Source organism: Amycolatopsis marina, assembly GCF_900111885.1.
In the GTDB taxonomy this organism is placed as follows: domain Bacteria; phylum Actinomycetota; class Actinomycetes; order Mycobacteriales; family Pseudonocardiaceae; genus Amycolatopsis; species Amycolatopsis marina.
Map to the genome: position 1 here is coordinate 124,556 of NZ_FOKG01000013.1, position 18,614 is coordinate 143,169.

Below are 18,614 nucleotides of genomic sequence, written 5' to 3' on the forward strand. Positions count from 1 at the left end.
AAATCCTACACGATCAAACACCTGGGGCGGGGAGGTGCTCGGAGTCCTTCAGCCGGGAATTCCTGGCAACCGGATCGTGAGCAGGGCGCCGCCCTCGGGTGCGTTGGCGGCGTAGACGGTGCCGCCGTGTCGTTCGGCGGCCTGTTTGACGATGGCGAGCCCGAGGCCGGAGCCGGGCAGTGTGCGTGCCTCGGAGGATCGGTAGAAGCGGTCGAACACCTTCGGCAGGTCGTCCTCGGCGATCCCGGGCCCGGAGTCGGCGACCTCGAGCACGGCGGTGCCGTCCCCCAGCGGGCGCAATCGGACGCGGACCACTGAGCCCTCGGGAGCGAACTTCACGGCGTTGTCCAGCAGGTTGAGCACGGCCCGTTCCAGCGCGCTGGAGTCTCCGGTGAGCACCCAGGGCTGCAGCTCGACGTCGAAGTCGATCTCCCCGGCGCGCCTGCGGGCACGGTCCAGCGCCCGCTCGACGGTCTCCACGAGTTCGACACGTTCGAACTCGGCGCGGGGTTCGTCCTGCCTGGCCAGCTCCACGAGGTCGCCGATGAGCTGGGTCAGCTCGTCGAGCTGACCGCTGATGTCGGCCTCGATCTCGTCCCTGTCCTTTTCTGACAGGGATGCGGTCTGCGAGCGGCTCGCGGCGAGGAGCAGTTCCAGATTGGTGCGCAGGGAGGTCAGCGGGGTGCGCAGTTCGTGGCCTGCGTCGGCGACGAGTTGACGCTGCCGTTCCTGGGACTCCGCCACCGCACCGAGCATCGTGTTGAAGCTGTGGGTGAGCCGAGCCAGCTCGTCGTCGCCGCTGACCGGGATCGGCCGCAGATCACCGGTTCGGGACACGCGCTCGGTGGCGGACGTGAGTCGTTCGACGGGACGCAGGCCGCCGCGCGCGACCGCGGTGCCTGCGAGCGCGGCGACGACCACGCCCGCGCCGCTGATCAGCAGCAGCACGAGGGACAGTTCGGCGAGGGTGTGCTTGGTGGGGCCGAGCGACTGCGCGAGCACCATGGCCTCGCCGACACCCGACGGCAGGGCGATCACCCGCGTATCGGTGGCGGTGTCGGTGCGCAGCGAGTAGGGGGACTCACCCCGGGCCACCGCGAGTTCGGGCTCGCCCCACGGCGGCTGGCGGCCCTCGCCCGGATAGACCAGCTGCTTTTCGTCGGAGTAGAGCAGGCCGATCTGGATGTCGGTACTGGCCAGGAAGGCACCGGGGATCTGCTGCAGTCTGCTCTGCACCGGCGGAGTCTCCACCGCGGAGGTGGCGCGCTGGATGAGTGTGTCGTCGATCTGCTGGTAGAGGTTGTCGCGGACGGTGAGGTAGGCACCGAGCGACACCAGGCCGACCGCGCCGGCGACGCAGATGGCCGCGAGCAGGGTGACCCTGGCTCGCAGGGAGAAGCGGCGCCGCCCGGCCGGAGCGGACGGTTCCGCGACGGAAGCGGCACTGCTCACGGAGGGGTCTCCCGCAGCACGTAGCCCACGCCACGCACGGTGTGGATCAGCCGGGGCTCACCGCCTGCCTCGGTCTTGCGGCGCAGGTAGCCGACGTAGACCTCGAGGGCATTGCCGGAGGTCGGGAAGTCGTAGCCCCACACCTCCTCGAGGATGCGGCCGCGGGTCAGGACGTGCTTCGGATAGGACAGCAGCAGTTCCATCAGGGCGAACTCGGTCCTGGTGAGGCTGATCGCGCGCTCTCCCCTGCGAACCTCCCGGGTCCCGGGGTCGAGGGTGAGGTCGGCGAAGCTGAGCACCTCGGCCTGCTGCTCGGACTGGCTCTCGTTGCCCGAGCGGCGCAGCAGCGCACGGAGGCGGGCGAGCAACTCCTCTAGGGCGAACGGCTTGGGCAGGTAGTCGTCGGCTCCCGCGTCCAGTCCGGAGACCCGGTCGGAGACGGTGTCGCGCGCGGTGAGGACGAGAATCGGCAGGTCGTCCCCGGTGCTGCGCAGCCTGCGGGCGACTTCGAGACCGTCGAGTCTTGGCATCATGACGTCGAGAACCATCGCGTCGGGGCGGTTGGCGATGATGGCGTCCAGGGCCTGCGCCCCGTCGCTGGCGAGCTCGACCTGGTAGCCGTTGAACTCGAGGGACCGACGAAGCGACTCCCGGACCGCCCGGTCGTCGTCGACAACGAGAATGCGCATGACCACAGTCTTACTCGCGAGTCTGAGCCGCTGCTGAGAACACGCGGGTGCGGGCACTCGGAGTCACTCGGCTCCGGTACCCCTGGCGACGGGTGCGTTCCACTTCCGCCAGAGGGCCAGCACACGCACGGTGACCACGACGGCGGCAGCGAGCACGGTCACCGGCGCGGCGGGCAGACGCAGCAGGTGCCCGACGCCGACCAGGACGGCGCCCGCGAGAGCGGCGAGGGCGTAGATCTCCTTGCGCAGGACGAGCGGGATCTCGCGCAGGAGGACGTCGCGCAGGGCGCCTCCGCCGATCCCGGTGGTCATGCCGACCAGGCAGGCGGTGTAGACCGGAGCGCCTGCGTTGAGGGCGATGGCGGTGCCGGAGGTGGCGAACACGCCGAGGCCGACGGCGTCGGCGAGCAGGACGGCCTTGCGCAGTTTGGCCAGCACCGGATGGAAGGCGAAGACGGCGAGAGCGGTGGTGGCGCCGACGGCGAGGTAGGGCCAGGTGCGCAAGGTGGTCGGCGGGTTGATGCCGAGCAGGACGTCGCGAATGATGCCGCCGCCGAGGGCGGTGGTGATGCCCAGCACGACGACGCCGAAGACGTCGAGCCGGGCCCACACCGCAGCGAAGGACCCGGAGGCGGCAAACGCCACCAGCCCGAGCATCTCCAGCGCGTAGAGCACGCCTTATTACTAGTCGATCAGCCCACCGCGATAAGCGAGCAACGCCGCCTGCACCCGGTTGGCCGCCCCAATCTTGGACAGGACGGCCGAGACGTAGCCCTTGACCGTGGCTTCGGACAGGTGCAGCTTGCTGCCGATCTCGGCATTGGACATGCCCTGACCGATGAGGCCGACCACCTCGCGTTCCCGGTCCGACAGCGAGGAGAGCAGCTTGCGCGCCGGCTGGGCGGCCCGCTGCTCGTCGCGATGGGCATGGACCATTCGAGCGGCCACCCCGGGGTCGAGCACGGCCCCTCCCCTGGACAGGTCGCGGACCGCACGCAACAGCGCGGCCGGGTCGATGTCCTTGAGCAGGAAGCCGTTGGCTCCGAGGCGGAGGGCAAGGCTCACGTACTCGTCGATGTCGAACGTGGTCAGCATGGCCACGTAGGGGGGATCGGGCAGCGCCTGGATGGCGCGGAGCGCGCGGATGCCGTCATCGGCGGCGCGCATCTTGATGTCGAGCAGGGCGACATCGGGGTGGTACCGACGAGCGGTCTCCACGGCCGACCTGCCATCGCTGGCTTCTCCGACGATTTCTATGTCCGGCGCTCCCGACAACATGGCGCGCAAGCCCGATCGGACCAGGTCCTCGTCGTCGGCAAACATGACCTTGATCAACGACGCCTCCGGAACGTGTGGCGGGGTTCACCCGCTTGTGGTCAACGAGGCTACCCATTGACGCTCCGTTGACGTTAACCACACACCCACCTGGGCGAGCCGCAGCCCGATCCCGCCGCGCCGATACCACCCGCCGCCCGGTACGCTAGTCGCGCACGTCCCCGCCCTCGTAGCTCAGGGGATAGAGCACCGCTCTCCTAAAGCGGGTGTCGCAGGTTCGAATCCTGCCGGGGGCACACAGGTCAGAGGCACTTTCTGGAGATCCCCGACCTCTCGCGTGGTGCCGTACGTGGTGCGAGTCACGAGATGCAAACTCAGCAGGCCCAGCAGAGGAACCGGCCGGATGGCTATTGGATAGCCGGAGCCAGCCCAGAGGCCGCCGAGTATGCCTATGTGTCACGCCGAGCCCGTGATCGGATGCCATGGGCAGCACTCGCCACAGCCGGTGCGTACAACACGATGACTCACCTCGGTACCAACGATTGGGCAGCCTCGGCACGAAGCCAGACAGCGAGTTGCACGCCGAGTTGGAGCACGCCCAGACATGGGAATCCGACAGCGACCCGCACGGCCAACAGCTCCCACGCGCGAAACGCCACGACGACAAGAGCCTCGCCGCCATCCGCTTCTCCGACTGAGCCCACCCCCGCCTGACCTAGGCAAACGGTCCGCAGAGCCGGTGTGCTCAGAGTTTTTTTTCTTGTTCAAGGCGGCGCCTGCGGCGCCGCTGATCCGGCCCTCATCAACTCGAACCGCCAAGCGCGGGCGTGCGGCTGCCGCCGGTCCCGCGCGGCGGTTCGAGCAAGGCCGGGCAGCACCGCAAAAACAGAAGAAGATGTCCTCGCCGGACGGGCAGGTCTCCGGGATGGCGAACAGGACTTACCTGTAGTCTAGTTGGCGAGGTCTTGGTGCAATGATCGAATGAATTGCGTTAGTCCTTCCGGTTGCGCTCTACCGACTAGAAACTTGATTTGCCGATCGGGCGACGAGCAGTGGAGAGTGATCTCTGATTTACGTGGCCACAAAGTCGATGATCCTTCACTTAGCCAAACTTCGTTCGGGTTTACTTCGTCTCCCTCATCAATCGTAACAAATCTCAAGTTTCTTCTCGGCCAGACAGTGACGTCTACAGGTTCGAGTTCGCTGGATTGAAACCGTGCAGCTGAACCGTCAGACCATCGAGCTTCATTCACCGTTAGCTCAGAGAAAACGATCGCACTACCAGACACATTGCCGTCGTCTGTAGTTTCAGTGCGAAGGTAGTAGTAGTTTATTTCCTGACCTTCAATGATTGCAGCCAGTCGATATATTACGTGCGGTGGAATCAGGTCAGATTGACGTCCTGCTGCTTCCTGGAAGGCTGCCATGACCGCCTGGGGGAGCGTGCTATTCACGGATCCCACCTTTCACTAGAAGAGTGTTCGGAGGCGATTGCCGCCGACTGCCTCTAGCTCACGTCGGTGTTGGTGTTGGAGATGTTACTCACCCTGAGCCAAAGGCCCTGACTGCCAGGTCGCCATCTGACGCAGTCAAGGAAGGGTTCGAAACTCTTCCACTACTGTAGGCGTGGCGCCTCAGGGGTGCTTAGATCCAGTATGGAATTACTTACGCTAGCTTTTTCGCTGCTGGCCGCCTTGTCGGCCAGCATTGCGGCGGGCTGGATGTGGCTTGATCGGCCACATCGATCCTGGCGAATAACTGTTAGTCGCGACCTATTGAAGACGACTAAAAATGGGAATGTTGAGAAACTAGGAATTGGCAGCAAGGAGGACAGTCATGTAGCCACAATTACACTATGCGCGACGGGAACAGCGATTCTTCACGACGTTGATGTCAGAGTTTGCGGGGCAGATTTCACGCACATTGACGTTGAGTCATCAGTAGATCGCATGGTGCCAGGTGGCGAACCTATACGGGTCGACGTAGACATACCGGAAGCGAGTAACGGGGAGGCTTACCTTGAGGTGATCTGGCGTCGAAATCGACCACGCCGGATGGATGGCGAACGAATGAACCTCAGGTCCCTTAGCTGGTCTGACTGGAGATGGAAGTGGTCAAGTCTACGATGGGTTCGGCAGCCAGGTCAGCCACTGCACAAGGGTCGGTGGTCGCGCACCAAGGGCTTATGGGTGGAAAGATACAGGCCACCACGCGTGCCGATCCCTTCATGCTTCACTGAAGATCATCATCAGTCGAAGTGAATTGCAGAGCAAGCATGGTTCGTTCGGGGAGAGGAGATTCAGCGCACGGGCTAACTGTGCGCTGCTGATAATGAGGTAGGAAATCGGGTCCGTGTCACATCTATGCCACATGGTAAGCGCAGAGCACGGCAACCCGTTGCGAGTCGACGAGATCGGTTGCCACAGCTTAAACCTCAACTCGGCCCAGAATCGGAGATTAGAAGACTGATTGGCAGGTCAAGGGGCGCAGGTTTAGATCCTGTCAGTCGACCGGCAGAAGGCCCGTGGTCACGCACCAGGTAGTCTGGAGGCTCTGCAGCCCTACCCTCATTCGCCACGCGTTCGCGTGTTCACGTGACTCTCAGGAGCAAACGCGGGAGGCTGTACAACGTGCCGAGTACTGTGAGTGGCCTACTGCTGTTCGTCGCGCTGATGCTCCCAGGGTTCGCGTACCTAGTGGTCAAGGAGCGCGCTGGCACGGAGCGTCGCACCTCGCCGTTCCGCGAAACGGCCGCCGTTGTAGCGGCCAGCGTCGCGTCTGAGCTAGTCGCGTCCCTTGCGTCCGCAGTGCTCTGGATCAGATTCATCGATGTGAAGCGCCTAATAAGCAGCCCCGGTGCGTATTGGCGAGCAGAACCACTAATCCTGGCACTATGGGGGGTTGGGCTGCTCGCACTGGCGACTATCATTGCCGCCGCAGCGGCATGGCCGTGGCTACGGAAGCACATGCCGGGCAGTTACCCGCACTCGTCGACAGTTTCGGCTTGGTGGATGATTTTCGAGGAATTCGATCCGACTTCTGTAAAGCACGTTGGTTGTGAACTCGATGACGGCTCGTACATCGAAGGCAGGCTGGTATCATTCAACAACAATGCGGAAGATGCTGAAAATCGTGACCTTGTTCTAAAGGAGCCAATAAAGCTCCGACCAGCAGGGAAAATGCGCGAAACCATTCCCTACGGTGCACACGTGGTTTGCGTCTCCGCACGACGTATCGTAACGATGTTTGTCACGTACTCCGACCCAGATAACTGTGATCCGCCTACTTTTCCGGGGACGGAGGTGGCGGAGGAGGCGGCCGTCGCTGATATTGAGGCCCACCCTTCGAACCCACTGGCTTCTGGCCCTTCTGTCCTCCCGTAACCCGTTGCCCTCGGTTCTCCTGACGCTGACCGAAGTCTTCGCGGCGGCGACGCTCTGACATTACAGCTCCCTAGACTCCACTCAGCACATTGCCATCCGCACAGTCGGCGTCCGAGTGCAAACAGTACGGGTTGGGCGAACTCGAGCCGCCGAGCGTGATAACTACCCCTCAACACGGAACTAAAGGGCTCGCCAGGGCGGCCAAAATATTGTACGCCCACGGAGTGCGGGGACACAAGAATACTCAGCCACAAGTGCCCAGTTGCGGCCCGAAATAGCTTACAGGAGACCATGGTCAGCCATCGCGATCGCAGGTTTGCTTTCGCTACTTGTGCAGCTAGTGGCGCGTGAACGAGACCCTCGGCAGACGTCAAAACAGATCGATCGGAAATCGACCCTGCGGTTGCAGATCGCAGCCGAGCACCTGCCTGCGTGTCAAATACATGCCACTGGGCACGACAGCAAGCCATCACAAACGATCACACCCGACGGATGACATCGGGCAGGTCAGACACAGAATCGCGGGCCGCACGCCTGGTTAGTCAAGGTTGTACAAGATTAAGGGGACGTTGGGTCACGTCCGAGCAGGATGCAGAGTCACCGCTGACCACGATCGGCCTTGAAGGGTTATCATGGTGGCATGACTGCGGCAGCATCGCACCACGATGGCCCCCCGGACCGGGAGGAGTTCGACTCCCCCCGAGCGATCAGGGCTGCGCTGTTGCCTGAAGAGGTCCCCTCGTTCGATGCGGCGTATCAGCAGGCGCTCCGAGAGGCAGCGGAGACGCTGAGCCTGGAAGCGCTGCATTCGACGCTGGCCAACTGGCGGCGCATCGCGCGGATGACACAGGCGGACCCGGCCGGGCACCGCAGGATGCTGCAGCAGGCCGAACGGACGTTGCGCACCGGGCAGCCGCCAGAGAACGGGATCGAGTGGAAGCAGCTACGGGCTGAGTTGGGCGTCTGACCTTCCTGTGGCTTATCGCATCGTGATGGACCCGCAGGTCCGCTCGCAGATCCGCACCGTTCCAGCCGAAACGTTGCCCCTACTGGCCGACGCGATGGGCGTCCTTGAACTGACCCCGTGGAACGGCCGCCCCTACAACGAGGCCGCCCCGGACAGCTGGATGCGGCAGCTCGACATCGCCGACGGCCGTGGGTTCATCACCTACCTGGTCCTTGACGATCAAGACCGAGTCGACGTGCTGAACGTAACCTGGCTCGGATAGCCAGCCCATCCGTCAGACAGGCATCTCAAACCCACCCTTTTCCCTGCCTAATCGACGACAGATGACGCCATTTGAGAGTGATCGTCACCGGTTTGCCCTAACGAACATGCCAGGTCATAGGTACTACTGCCCATCAGTCGGTGACAACGACAGACGTTCCGCGATAAAGCGGTGTCGCAGGTTCGAATCCTGCCGGGGGCACGCAGGTCAGAGGCTTGGTTACAACCTCCCGGGACGGGAGTCGCTACTTCTTCCTGAAGCCGACCATCGTTGTGATTGTCCCTAGACCTGCGAGAACACCGACGGCGGCGAAGGCGGTGTGGAAGCCGTCGAGGCCCGTTCCCGCGACGAGGACTGTCGCGACGACGGTGACGCCGAACAACGCGCCGATTTGCAGCGCGGGGACACAGAGCCCGAAACCGATTCCGGCGAGCAGGAACGCCGGAAGCAGGCCGATGAGGTAGTTGCCGTCGGCGGAGACCTGGGTGAGCCACACCATCGCGGTGGCCAGCAGAGTCAGACCGGTTGCCAGCATGCCCCGGACGCTCATGACGGCTGTGGGGCGACCTGCGGCGGATGCGGACACGAATTCGGTCAATGTCGTGGCCAGCCATGCGAGACCTGTTTGCCTTGGCGAGTAACCGAGTTCCTGCTGCATCAACAGCGCCCCGAGGAAGATTAACGAGAAGAACACACCGAAGGCGAGCAACGCGGTGAGGTTCACTGCGACGAGTGTGCGGTTCCTGAGCATTTTTCCCGGCACCAGCGGGGCGGGTGAACGCCTCTCGATCGACACGAACGCGGTCATCAGCACGCCTGCCGCGACAAACCACGCCAAGGTGGAGACCGAGGCCCATCCGTGGGTGGCGGCGTGGTGGAGTGCGTAGACGGATGTCAGCAGAGCACCGGTCACCGCGCTCGCTTCCGCGACGTCGAGCCGCCTGGAACGGCCACACGCGAAGATACCGAAGGCCCGGTTGCGTTCCCGCCCCTCCCGGAACGTGGCGGCCACCAGCGACAGTGCGGCCGGCGCGATGCGTGCCCCGTCCAGTCCCTGGAGGCCGCGCGCGGTGATCAGCACGCCGCCGTGCTGCGCCAGGCCCGCCACGAGCGGCGCGGGGGTGAACAGGCTGAGGCCGGCGAGAAAGACGCGGCGTCGTCCCAGCAGGTCGGTCATCCTGCCGCCGACGAGGAGGAATCCGCCGGTGACCAGGCCGTAGGCGACGACCACCCCATTGCACGGTCCCTTGGTTGACGCCGAGGTCTCGCTGGATCGAGGGCAGGGCCACGTTCACGATGGCGATGTCGAGGTCCACCATTGCCTGGTCCGCGCATGCCAGGCCAAGCACGAGCTTTTGGCGAGTATGCGCCGCCTTCCGGGCGCGACGGTGTGCACGAAGTTCATGGCGGGCTTCCCTTCGACTCGTGGCGGATCAGCGGTGGTAGCTCGGCATGGGCTGGCCGACGCCGGTGGTGATCAGCTGCGGCAGGCTCTTGGTGATGTAGAAGGTCCAGCCGGCCGAGCACGCTTCGAAGCAGGCGGATTCGGCCGAGGAGAGGCCCTCATGTGTGAAATGCACCGTCGTGCCCTGCTCCGTGACACCGATGTCGAAGACGACGGTGGTGCCGGTCCACTCGTCGGGGTCGTCGACGAAGGTGAGCAGGGAGTCCACGCAGCGCCACACCATCCGCCTGCCCGGCACGACCTCGGTGAGCTGAAACCGGGCGAAACGGATGCCCTTCTTTGCTAGGGCGGTCTCACCGGCGTACTCGCAGTCGTCGGTGAAGACGAACTCATCGTGCAGGGCGGCCGAATGGCCGATGAGGTTCTCGCTCCACCACCCACGCACGTTGGTGACGGCCTCGAAGACCTCCTCCGGCGTCCGGTCGACGGTCATGGTGGCGGTCAGGTACTCGGTGTTCGACATGGGTTCTCACTTCTCTCGTTTGCCGGCATTTGCCCACCGACGAAGGAGAACGCCCACGATCGACATCGACGCTGAAGAAACTCGAGAAAAATCTACGACAGACGTGAACAAGCCGGTCAGAGGCTACAAAGACGTGCCTTCAGGTAACGCCGCTCGGCGTCGGTCGGCGCCAGTTCCAGCGCCTCCTCGTATGCCGTGGCTGCCTCGGTGAGGCGGCCGTCCCTGCGGAGGAGATCGGCCCGGGTGGCGGGCAGGAGGTAGTAGCCGTCGAGCCGGCCGGACTCGGCAAGCTCGTCGACGAGCGCGAGCCCCGTGGAGACGCCCTCAGCCATCGCTACGGCCACGGCGCGATTGAGGTCCACGACGGGAGACGGCGCCAGCCGTGCGAGCTCGGCGTAAAGTGCGGCGATCTGGGGCCAGTCGGTGGCGTCCGCGTCCGGAGCGGTGGTGTGACAGGCGGCTATCGCGGCCTGCACCTGGTACGGCCCGAAGCGCCGCGTGGCCAGTGCTTCGTCGAGTGTCGCGACCCCCTCGGCGATCAGCACGTGATCCCACTGGGACCGGTCCTGGTTCTCCAGCGTGACCAGGACGCCGTCGACGGTGCGACTCGCACGACGGGCCTCCAGCAGCAACATCAACGCCAGCAGGCCGCGCACCTCGGGCTCGCCGGGCATCAGCCGGACGAGCGTCCGTGCCAGGTGAATCCCCTCGGCGGCCAGCGCCCTGCGCCCGTCCTGCTCGTCGTAGCCCTCGTTGAAGATCAGGTACAGCACCGCGAGGACAGCGGTCAGCCGGCGCGGCAGGAGCTCCGCGGGTGGGACCCGATACGGGATCCCTGCCTCGACGATCTTGCGCTTGGCACGCACCAGGCGTTGTGCCATGGTCGGCTCGGCAGTCAGGAACGCCTTGGCGATCTCACGCGTGCTCAATCCCGCCAGCGTGCGCAACGTGAGCGCGACGCGGGCCTGGAACGGCAGCGCCGGATGACAGCACGTGAAGATCAGCCGCAGCCGCTCGTCCGGAATCTCCTCCGACGTGGACTCGATCGGCACCCGCTCCAGCACAGCGAGCTGCCGCACCTTCGCCGCGCCCTTCGTGTCCCGCCGCAGCTGGTCGATCGCCCGGTGACGGGCCGCGGTCGTGAGCCACGCACCCGGACTGGACGGAACACCGTCGCGCGTCCACTTCGCCAACGCGGCGGCGAACGCCTCCTGCGCGCAGTCCTCTGCCAGGTCCCAGTTCCCGGTCAGCCCGATCAGCGTGGCGACCACCTGGCCCCACTCGTCCCGATACGCCGCGTCGACCGCGGCACGAACCGTCTCCGGCGCGGTCACTCCCATACGGGGCGGACCTCGATACAACCCCGGCTCGCGTAGGGGTGCAGCGCCGCGAGCGCGAGCGCGTCGTCGAGATCGGCACACTCGACGATGTCGATACCGCCCACGAAGTCCTTCGTCTCCGCGAACGGGCCGTCGGACACCATCGTCTCGCCCTCCCGGACGCGGACTGTCGTCGCGGCCGCCACCGGCCGCAGCCGCGCGCCGCCGAGGGTGCCTCCCCGCCGGTCCACCTCCGCGTCGTACGCCTGGAACGCCGGGTCCGCCCTTATCTCCTCCATGGACGGCGACGTCTTCTCGTCGTCACAGATCAGGAACACGTACTTCATGGACTCACATGATGCCCGAACCGGCGCAGGCGTGATCGGCACTGCGGGAATCAACTCATCTGGGTCGCAGACGGCGGCGCGCCCAGCCAGCACCCGGAATCACCGCGTGGGAACGCCCTGCTTCTTCGACCCGTCTCGGCCGTCGGTCTCGTTCTACCGAGACTCCGCTAACCCGGCGATCACACCGGCCAGTTCGCCCTTCGGACCCACCCCGAACCCGGCGGACCCCGAACGAACGATCCGCTCGGGCACCACATCAGCCAGTCCGTAGTACACGGCGCCATTCTTGGTGGACACACTCAACGGGCTGCGTTCCCGGACAAAGTTGGTTCGTGGGTCGGGCTCCTCCGCCAACTCGGCCCAGCGGGCCAGTTCCAGCCGGACGATTCCCTCGACCACTGGAACGTCCTCGGGGAACGTCCCAGTCACCGTGGGGCGCGTGACGACGACGACCGCAGCGATTTCCCCTGTTCCCGCAGCCACCTTCAACTCGATGTAGCCCGCGTTCGGGCCGCCGTCGCGCTGCTCGAAGTAGCAGTACAGGCCCTGGACATCGGGGCCGAACCTGAGCGAAAGCGGGAGATAGTCGTCCGTCTCGTCCAGCAGATCGGCCGCGGAGGATATCCCCGTCACGGTCACCGGCATCGTTTCACCTCTACTTCTTGCCCACCCACCGCGCATGGTAAACCGCAGGCAGCATGCCTTCCTCCCGCGGTGGGCCGATCTTGAGCTCCCAGCCCTCGGAGACGAATATCTCGTCGAACTTGGGCGCCCCGTTCTCATACGCCTTGGACAATGCCTTGCGCAACGTGCCCAGCTCCCAGTGCATCTGTACATTCCTCAGCTCCGGGCGTACCGCCTTGCCGTTGAGAAATTCCTCGATGTGCTTGGTGCCGTTCGGATGCATCCAGACCTTGAGGCCGTTCTCCAACTCGAACTCGAAATTCCTCGGCAGCTTCGTCCCCGGATAGAAGTCATCCGTGGCCTTCATGAACTTGTACACGGTGTTGACGAGGCAATTGTGCACCAACAACTGGGCGTCGCTGATGTAGTAGTTGTGGTCGCCTTCGACTTCGAAGTTGTACACCGTGGTAGGTCCTGCCGACCGGGTGATCCGCTCGATCATCGGCCGCGCGCCGGTCAACGACTCCAGCCGGTCGCCCGGTTTCAGCCCGCCAGCTTCCACCCAACCACGGTTCACAGCCCAGAACGGGTGCTGAGGGGTGACCTGAATATCCACACCGCCCGCTGTGATCGTCAGGATCTCGTCCGCCTTCTTGGAAAACAGGCCGACGACCTGACGCAGCTGTGGTTGGCCAGTTGTCGTGCTGCGGGCCCAGACCCGATCCCCAACCTGGACCTGCTCGATCGGCTTCGCCCCGGCACTCGTGGCGACCGGCGCGCCTGCCGGAAAGCAGTTGCAGTCGCTGAGATTGTCCACCCGGTTGAGCAGGTTGCGCGCGGTCTGGCTCTTCTCGAGAAACCGGGCGATGCCGCCTGCCACCTTGGCGATGGCACCGCCAACCTGGGGCAGCTTCGCCAATATCAACAGCAGCGATCCCGCGTTCACGACCGTCCACAAGCAACTGACGATGTCGCCTTCGCCGAAGCATTTCCGCGCATCCTCGACACCGATCAGCTCGAGCAGGATGTCGGCGCCGTTCTCCTTGATGAAGTCGAGAATGCCCTTGTTGGCGGCCTCGATCGCCTCCTTGTACTGCTGAAGCAGCTCTTGCCCACCCGCAGCGAGAAGCAGCTCTTCCTCTTCCGGCGTCAACTCCGCCTTGCCCGCGCCGTCGCCCGAGTTGGCCGCCTGCTCGGCGCGGCGTTGCTGCTCGGCCTGGCGTGCGGCCTCTTCGGCCCGATCCGCCGCCTTCCCCGCCTCGACGGCACTGGCGAAGGCGTTCTTCGCCGCTTCCGCCGCTGCGATGGCGTGCTGCTCGGCGCTGGCCGCGGCGGCTTCGGCCGCGGTGGCGTCGCTCTCCGCTCGGGTGGCGGCGTTGCGCGCCGCCGCGGCATCGGCCTCGGCAGCGGACGCGGCGGAACGTGCGGCGGCAGCGTCCTGTTCGGCGGCAGCGGCCGACCGGCCGGCGATCGCCGCGTCCTGGGCCGCGGCGTTCGCGGCCCGGCGGGCCAATCTCGCGTCCTCCTGTGCCTGGGCGTCGGCCTGGTTGGCTCGGGCAGCGGCGGCACGGGCGGCGGCGCCATCGGCCGCTGCTTCCGCGGCTGCCTGCTGTGCTTCGGCGGCAGAGCGGGCTGCCGCCGCCGAGGACGCGGACGCGGCCGCTGCCGCGTCGTACGCGGGTTTGACCTCGGCTGCGGCACGGTCGGCCGCTTCCTGGGCCAGACGAGCGGCTTCCAGCGCCTCCGTGGCCCGCTGCTGGGCGGCAGCTGCCTGTTCGGCACCCACCTGCCTGGCCTGGGCGGCCACCAGCAGCACGAAGTCCGCGCCGATGTCGTCGTCGGTGAACGGTGCGACCACCACGACGGCGGTGTCCGCCGGAGCAGTGATGGCCTTCGACGATTCCCTGGCAGCGGTCGACGCGCGCAACGCCAGGTCCGCCTGGGTGGCCGCCGCGACCGCCTCGGACGCAGCCGCGTCCGCCTCGGCCTTCGTCCGCTCGGCGGCCATGAACGACCGCATCGCCTCGGCCGCCGCCTGCTGCGCCAGATTGCGCGCGGTCCGTGCCGCCTCGGCGGCCTTGGCCTCGTTCGCCGTGGCATCCGCGGCGGCGGAGTTGGCGCGCAGCGCCGCGGCATGGGTGGCAGCGGCTTCGGCTTCGGCCTGGTTCGCCGCGGCGTTGGCGCGGGCGGCTGCGGCGCGAGCCTCCTCGGCGGCAGCACGGGCGCGGGCCGCGGCACGGGTGGCCTCGGTGGCGGCTCCGCGTGCCCCCGCCGCTGCCCCGGTCGCGGTGTTGGCCGCGGCACGGGCGTTGCCCGCGGCAGTCCGCGCGGTGGTGGCGTCGCCCCTGGCGGCGATCGCCGCGTCGCGGGCGGTCGCCTCGTGCGCGGTGCCGCGCCCGGCGGCGGCCATCGCGTCCATGGCCGCGGCACGGGCGTCCGCGGCGCGCTGCGCGCGCTCGGCGGCGTGGGCACTGTCGCGAGCAGCCGCGGCGTTGCCCTCCTCGGCTCGCGCGTTAGTCTCGGCCTGGGCTGCGATCCCGTCCTGGGCCTCGGCACGCTGCCGTGCGCTCGCGGCGATGGCCGCCTGCGTGTCGGCCTCTCCCCTGGCCGCGCGGGCCACTGCGGCCTGGCTTTCGGCGCGCTGCCGCGCGGCGGCGGCATTGGCGCGTTCACGTTCGGCCACGGCCCGCGCCGCGGCGGCCTTCTCGGCTTCCCGCTCCGCGGTGACGCGGTGCTGACGGGTACGTTCGGCAGCTGCCCAGGCTTCCGCCTCGGCGGCCTCGGCTGCTTGGCGAGCGGCCTTCGTTCGCGCCGCCGCGTCCTTGGCTGCGCCGGCTTGGATCCGCGCGGCCTCGGCAAGGTCGGCTGCCGCCGCCGCATGCTCCTCGGCGTGCGTTCGCCACTTGCGGGCCTGCTCGGCGTGCCGTTCCGCGCGCTCCTGCGCGTTGCGCGCCTGGTCGGTGTGTGCGGTCGCGTCGATCGCGTGCGACGCGGTCTGGACGGCGGCCACCGCGGCGTCGGCGGCCGCGGCCATGCCCTGTGCCATCTGCGCCCACTGCGTGCCGTACGGCATCCCGGTGTCGACCAGCACGTCCGCTTGGACCTGGGCCTGAACCGCGGCCTGCCGCGCGTCCGCGGCCGCGGCCCCCGCGTTGCTCAGCTGGCGGGCGACCTCTGCCTTGACCGCGTTGAAGGAGTCCGGCGGGTGCTGACCGCCCGCGGTGTTCGCGGCGAGAATCTGCTCGGCCCTGCGGGCCTCGTTGCCCGCCAGGATCAGCGCGTTGGACGAGCGCTGCAGCGCGTTGACGCCGTCGCCGTGCTCGATGAGCAGGACGCGCCGCGCCTCGTTCGCCCGTGCGGAACGCTGCGCCAGCTCGGAGAGCTTTTCGGCGGCCTCCTGGCGAGCGCGTTCGTCGGCCAGGAACTGTTCCCGCGCCGCGGCGTCGGCTCTGGCGGCATCCAGGTAGCCGGTGGCGAGGAACTGGGCGATCGCCGCATCTCCCGCGTCGAGAGCGACCTGGGCGGCGCGCTTGACCTCGGGGCCACCCGCACCGACCAGCATCTGCACACGGGCCCGGTTCCGGTCGGCCAGATCCTCCGCGCGCTGTGTCGTCGCCGCATCGCGCTGCTCGGCGATTTCCTTGCCATAGGCCAGGAACTGGGCCCGATCGACATCACTGCCCGCGAGCACGCGGTCGACCTCGGCTCGCAGATAGGGCCCGCCGGTTCCGCGCAACGGCTCGATGGCCGCGAGGTTCTGCCGCGCGGTCTCCGCCTTGCGCGCTTCGGCCCGCTGCTGCGCCTCCCGCAGCCCGGTGTTGAGGAATGCAAGGATCTCGGCACGGCCACCCTTTAATGCCTCGGCGGCGGCTTCCCGAACCTCGACGTCCTCGGCCAGTTCCGCGTTGTCCGCCACCAGCTGCCGGAGCCTCGGGTCGCCGGTGTCGGGCACTCCCGTCGTGCCGTCCCACTCCTCGTAAGGATCCGGTGGCATCGGCCGCGGCGCCGAATCGTCCTGCGCGGTGGCCAGCTCCGCGGCGAGGTTCTGCCGCGGGCCAGCCGTCGGTTGCTGGACCAATGTCACGAGTAGCGCGACCGCGAGCAGCGCCACCCAGACCCGACGCACAGCGCTGAAATTCATTCGAACTCCCCCAGGAGTGAAGTGGAAGGGCCCGGCACCCATCGTGGATGGTGGAGTGCCGGGCCCGTGGGTTCGGCTGTGCGTGATCAGGTGCGGTAGTCCCACGTCCGGCCCGTCGCCGGATCGTGGTCGATGTTGCCGTGCTGGAACGTGCTACGCCGCAGATTGCCCACCGCGTGCTCGTCCGCGGTCGGGAATCCGAGGTACGACCGTTCCCAGCCGAGCGACTCCCACTTGGTGCGAATCGCGCCGTACACCAAATGCGCGCCGGTCGCCTCGCTCCAGTAGATCGACGCACCGCGCTCGAAGTGGTTGAACGCCCCTGGCGAGTTCGGCGTGCCTGTCGAGTCGTTCACCGGCAGCAGCCACTTGTGCCCGCCGACCGAGCGGTACTTGGTGAGGATCGGCCCCCACACGTTGTGCACGCCGGTCGCCTCGCTCCAGTACGCCCGCGAGTTGGCGAAGTCGCGGTACCGCACGGCGCCGTCAACGACCTCGGTGGCCTTCGGGTCGCCGACGAAGGCCCGCCACTTGTCGTCGTTGTACCAGCGCAGCATGATCTTCGTGGTGACAACCGGGTCAGGGCCGACGACCTTCCAGGAAGCGTCCGTCTTGTACAGATGGGCGTTCCCGTCCCAGGTGAACTTCCCGCTGTCGTTGGCCGCGTACAGCGCCGCGCCGTAGTGTCGCAGGAACCGGCCTGGCAACGCCTTGGACTCCAACGACACGTCGGAACCCGAAAGGCCCGCACGCGGGCACCACGTGGCGTCCAATTTGAACTGGTCGCTGCCGTCGCTGGCATGCAACTTGACCCGGTAGTCCTGCTGGCGCAGGTAACTCCCCACACGAGTGGCGGATTCGAACGAGTAGCAGTTCGCGTCGGCAAGGCCTGACACGACCTTCCAGGTAGCCTCGCCGAGTGGTGCCTCTCCCGCCGTCCCCTGGGTGCCGGTGGTGATCCAGGCGTCGCCCCCGCCGGAGCGGACGTGCCAGCCCTTGACCGACGGCGTCGTGGTCATCAGCGCCTGTTCGAGCACGCTGTACTGCGTCTCGGACAGGAACTTCGTCACCGCGGCGGGTCCGGCGGCCAGCGCGGCGTTCGCGGCGGCCACCAGACGCGGGCGGACCCGGCCTGCTTCCGCCTTCGCCTTGATCTCACGCACCTTCTGCCGGTCGGCCTCCTCGCGCGCCGCCTTTTCCCTGGCGGCGTCGCGATCGTCGGCGGCGTAGATGCCGGTGCCGATGAACGTCGCCCAGTCGACCGGATCGGTGCTGCGCAGGGCCGCGTCCGCGGCCTCGGCGACCTCGGCATGCCGCGGATCCGCCAGCTGCGGCGTGGCCAGAAGCTGGCGGATGAAGTCGTCGTCGGACAGCACCAGCCAGCCTTCGGGCGCCACGATCGCGAGCACCGCTGCGGCGTTCTTCTTGGCCTGCTTGGCGGCCAGCTCGCGCGCCTTCTCTTCGCTCTCCTCGCGCGCCTTCTCGATCGCGTCGGCCTGGTCCTGCAGGTGCAGGTCGAAGATCGTGGTGGTGATGAAGGTCCTCCATGCGGTCGCATCGCCGCCCCACGCGGTGGCCGCGCCCTCCCTCACCTTGGGCCCGGTCGAACGCCGCCAAACCTGGTAGACGAAGTTCTGGTCGTTGCCGTCCAGCATTGCGGCATCGGCCGGGATCTCGGCGAAGGCCGCCGCCTTCTGCCGGGCCTCCCTGGCGAGACGGGCCTCCTCCACGCGCCGGGCGTACTCGATGTGGTCGCGATCGACGAATTCATGAACACCGGTGCGAATGAACGCGGTCGCGTCCGGCGCGTCCGGCGCGTCCACCGCGATCCGGTAGACCCGGTATGCCTCTGCTCTGGTCAACGGGTACTTGTCCGGGTTGATCCGGTCGTAGACCTTGAAGACGAAGTTCTTGTCACTGAGCATCAGCCACTCGTCGGTGGCTTCACCGACCTCGATCGCCCGGACCGCACGGACCTTCTCCACCTCGGTCGACTCGGGGACCGAGGTGGTGGCCGGGTCGGGAACCTCCTGGGGGACAACGGGTGCGCCCACTGTGGCCCGCTCACCCAACCCGGTGGCCGACGATGGTGGCAGACTCCCCTCCGGTGTCTCCGCGTGCGCCACGACTGGCGCGGCCAGGCACGCGAGGACGGCCATCACCGTCACACCGCGAACTAGTCGTCTTTTGTAGACAGACATGCTTCACATCCCCTGTGTCTTCCCAA

General features: G+C 66.8%; 15 protein-coding genes and 1 tRNA gene. 4 read left to right on the forward strand and 12 right to left on the reverse strand.

What is annotated here, in order from left to right; translation table 11 throughout:
* Positions 1-48 precede the first annotated feature (48 nt).
* The 4 genes from BM199_RS21240 to BM199_RS21255 all read right to left on the reverse strand — a co-directional run bounded on the left by BM199_RS21240 (position 49) and on the right by BM199_RS21255 (position 3,476).
* Positions 49-1,452 (reverse strand): sensor histidine kinase, encoded by a 1,404-nt coding sequence (locus BM199_RS21240; RefSeq protein WP_091675041.1) that lies wholly within the window; start codon positions 1,450-1,452, stop codon positions 49-51.
* Positions 1,449-2,141 carry a response regulator transcription factor gene (locus tag BM199_RS21245; RefSeq protein ID WP_091675131.1) on the reverse strand — a complete coding sequence of 231 codons (693 nt, stop codon included), beginning with the start codon at positions 2,139-2,141 and terminating at the stop codon, positions 1,449-1,451. The genes BM199_RS21240 and BM199_RS21245 overlap by 4 nt, the downstream gene beginning before the upstream one ends.
* Before the next feature lie 63 nt (positions 2,142-2,204).
* Positions 2,205-2,798 carry a trimeric intracellular cation channel family protein gene (locus BM199_RS21250; protein ID WP_091675132.1) on the reverse strand — a complete coding sequence of 198 codons (594 nt, stop codon included), beginning with the start codon at positions 2,796-2,798 and terminating at the stop codon, positions 2,205-2,207.
* Between the two features lie 27 nt (positions 2,799-2,825).
* On the reverse strand, positions 2,826-3,476 hold the full coding sequence (locus tag BM199_RS21255; RefSeq protein ID WP_091675042.1) for a response regulator: 651 nt from the start codon (positions 3,474-3,476) through the stop codon (positions 2,826-2,828).
* A gap of 163 nt (positions 3,477-3,639) precedes the next feature.
* Between BM199_RS21255 and BM199_RS21260 the strand changes: the two genes are divergently transcribed.
* Positions 3,640-3,712: transfer RNA gene (locus BM199_RS21260), tRNA-Arg, on the forward strand.
* 654 nt (positions 3,713-4,366) lie between these two features.
* Here BM199_RS21260 and BM199_RS33380 read toward each other — a convergent pair.
* Positions 4,367-4,870, reverse strand: a complete 504-nt coding sequence (locus BM199_RS33380; RefSeq protein ID WP_143101880.1) for a hypothetical protein — start codon at positions 4,868-4,870, stop codon at positions 4,367-4,369.
* Positions 4,871-6,010: 1,140 nt separating this feature from the next.
* Between BM199_RS33380 and BM199_RS33385 the strand changes: the two genes are divergently transcribed.
* From BM199_RS33385 to BM199_RS21270, 3 genes are all read left to right on the forward strand, one after another.
* Positions 6,011-6,799, forward strand: coding sequence for a DUF6338 family protein (locus BM199_RS33385; RefSeq protein ID WP_143101881.1), 789 nt, complete (start codon positions 6,011-6,013; stop codon positions 6,797-6,799).
* Between the two features lie 640 nt (positions 6,800-7,439).
* On the forward strand, positions 7,440-7,766 hold the full coding sequence (locus tag BM199_RS21265; RefSeq protein WP_091675043.1) for a DUF6247 family protein: 327 nt from the start codon (positions 7,440-7,442) through the stop codon (positions 7,764-7,766).
* 25 nt (positions 7,767-7,791) lie between these two features.
* Positions 7,792-8,028: a hypothetical protein gene (locus BM199_RS21270; RefSeq protein WP_245788497.1), complete on the forward strand. Its 237-nt coding sequence runs from the start codon at positions 7,792-7,794 to the stop codon at positions 8,026-8,028.
* A 244-nt stretch (positions 8,029-8,272) separates the two neighbouring features.
* Here BM199_RS21270 and BM199_RS21275 read toward each other — a convergent pair whose 3' ends face one another.
* From BM199_RS21275 to BM199_RS21305, 7 genes are all read right to left on the reverse strand, one after another.
* On the reverse strand, positions 8,273-9,259 hold the full coding sequence (locus tag BM199_RS21275; RefSeq protein WP_218160387.1) for an MFS transporter: 987 nt from the start codon (positions 9,257-9,259) through the stop codon (positions 8,273-8,275).
* 202 nt (positions 9,260-9,461) lie between these two features.
* Complete coding sequence (locus tag BM199_RS21280) at positions 9,462-9,956, reverse strand: SRPBCC family protein (RefSeq protein ID WP_091675045.1); 495 nt, start codon at positions 9,954-9,956, stop codon at positions 9,462-9,464.
* Positions 9,957-10,072: 116 nt separating this feature from the next.
* Positions 10,073-11,296, reverse strand: coding sequence for an RNA polymerase sigma factor (locus tag BM199_RS21285; RefSeq protein ID WP_218160388.1), 1,224 nt, complete (start codon positions 11,294-11,296; stop codon positions 10,073-10,075).
* A complete protein-coding gene (locus tag BM199_RS21290; protein ID WP_091675046.1) occupies positions 11,287-11,622 on the reverse strand; it encodes a YciI family protein in 336 nt (111 codons plus the stop codon). Before BM199_RS21290 ends, BM199_RS21285 begins: the two co-directional genes overlap by 10 nt.
* 153 nt (positions 11,623-11,775) lie before the next feature.
* On the reverse strand, positions 11,776-12,267 hold the full coding sequence (locus tag BM199_RS21295; RefSeq protein ID WP_091675047.1) for a hypothetical protein: 492 nt from the start codon (positions 12,265-12,267) through the stop codon (positions 11,776-11,778).
* 10 nt (positions 12,268-12,277) lie between these two features.
* Positions 12,278-16,387, reverse strand: coding sequence for a polymorphic toxin-type HINT domain-containing protein (locus tag BM199_RS21300; RefSeq protein ID WP_091675048.1), 4,110 nt, complete (start codon positions 16,385-16,387; stop codon positions 12,278-12,280).
* An 86-nt stretch (positions 16,388-16,473) separates the two neighbouring features.
* On the reverse strand, positions 16,474-18,588 hold the full coding sequence (locus tag BM199_RS21305; protein ID WP_091675049.1) for an AbfB domain-containing protein: 2,115 nt from the start codon (positions 18,586-18,588) through the stop codon (positions 16,474-16,476).
* Positions 18,589-18,614: the final 26 nt, after the last annotated feature.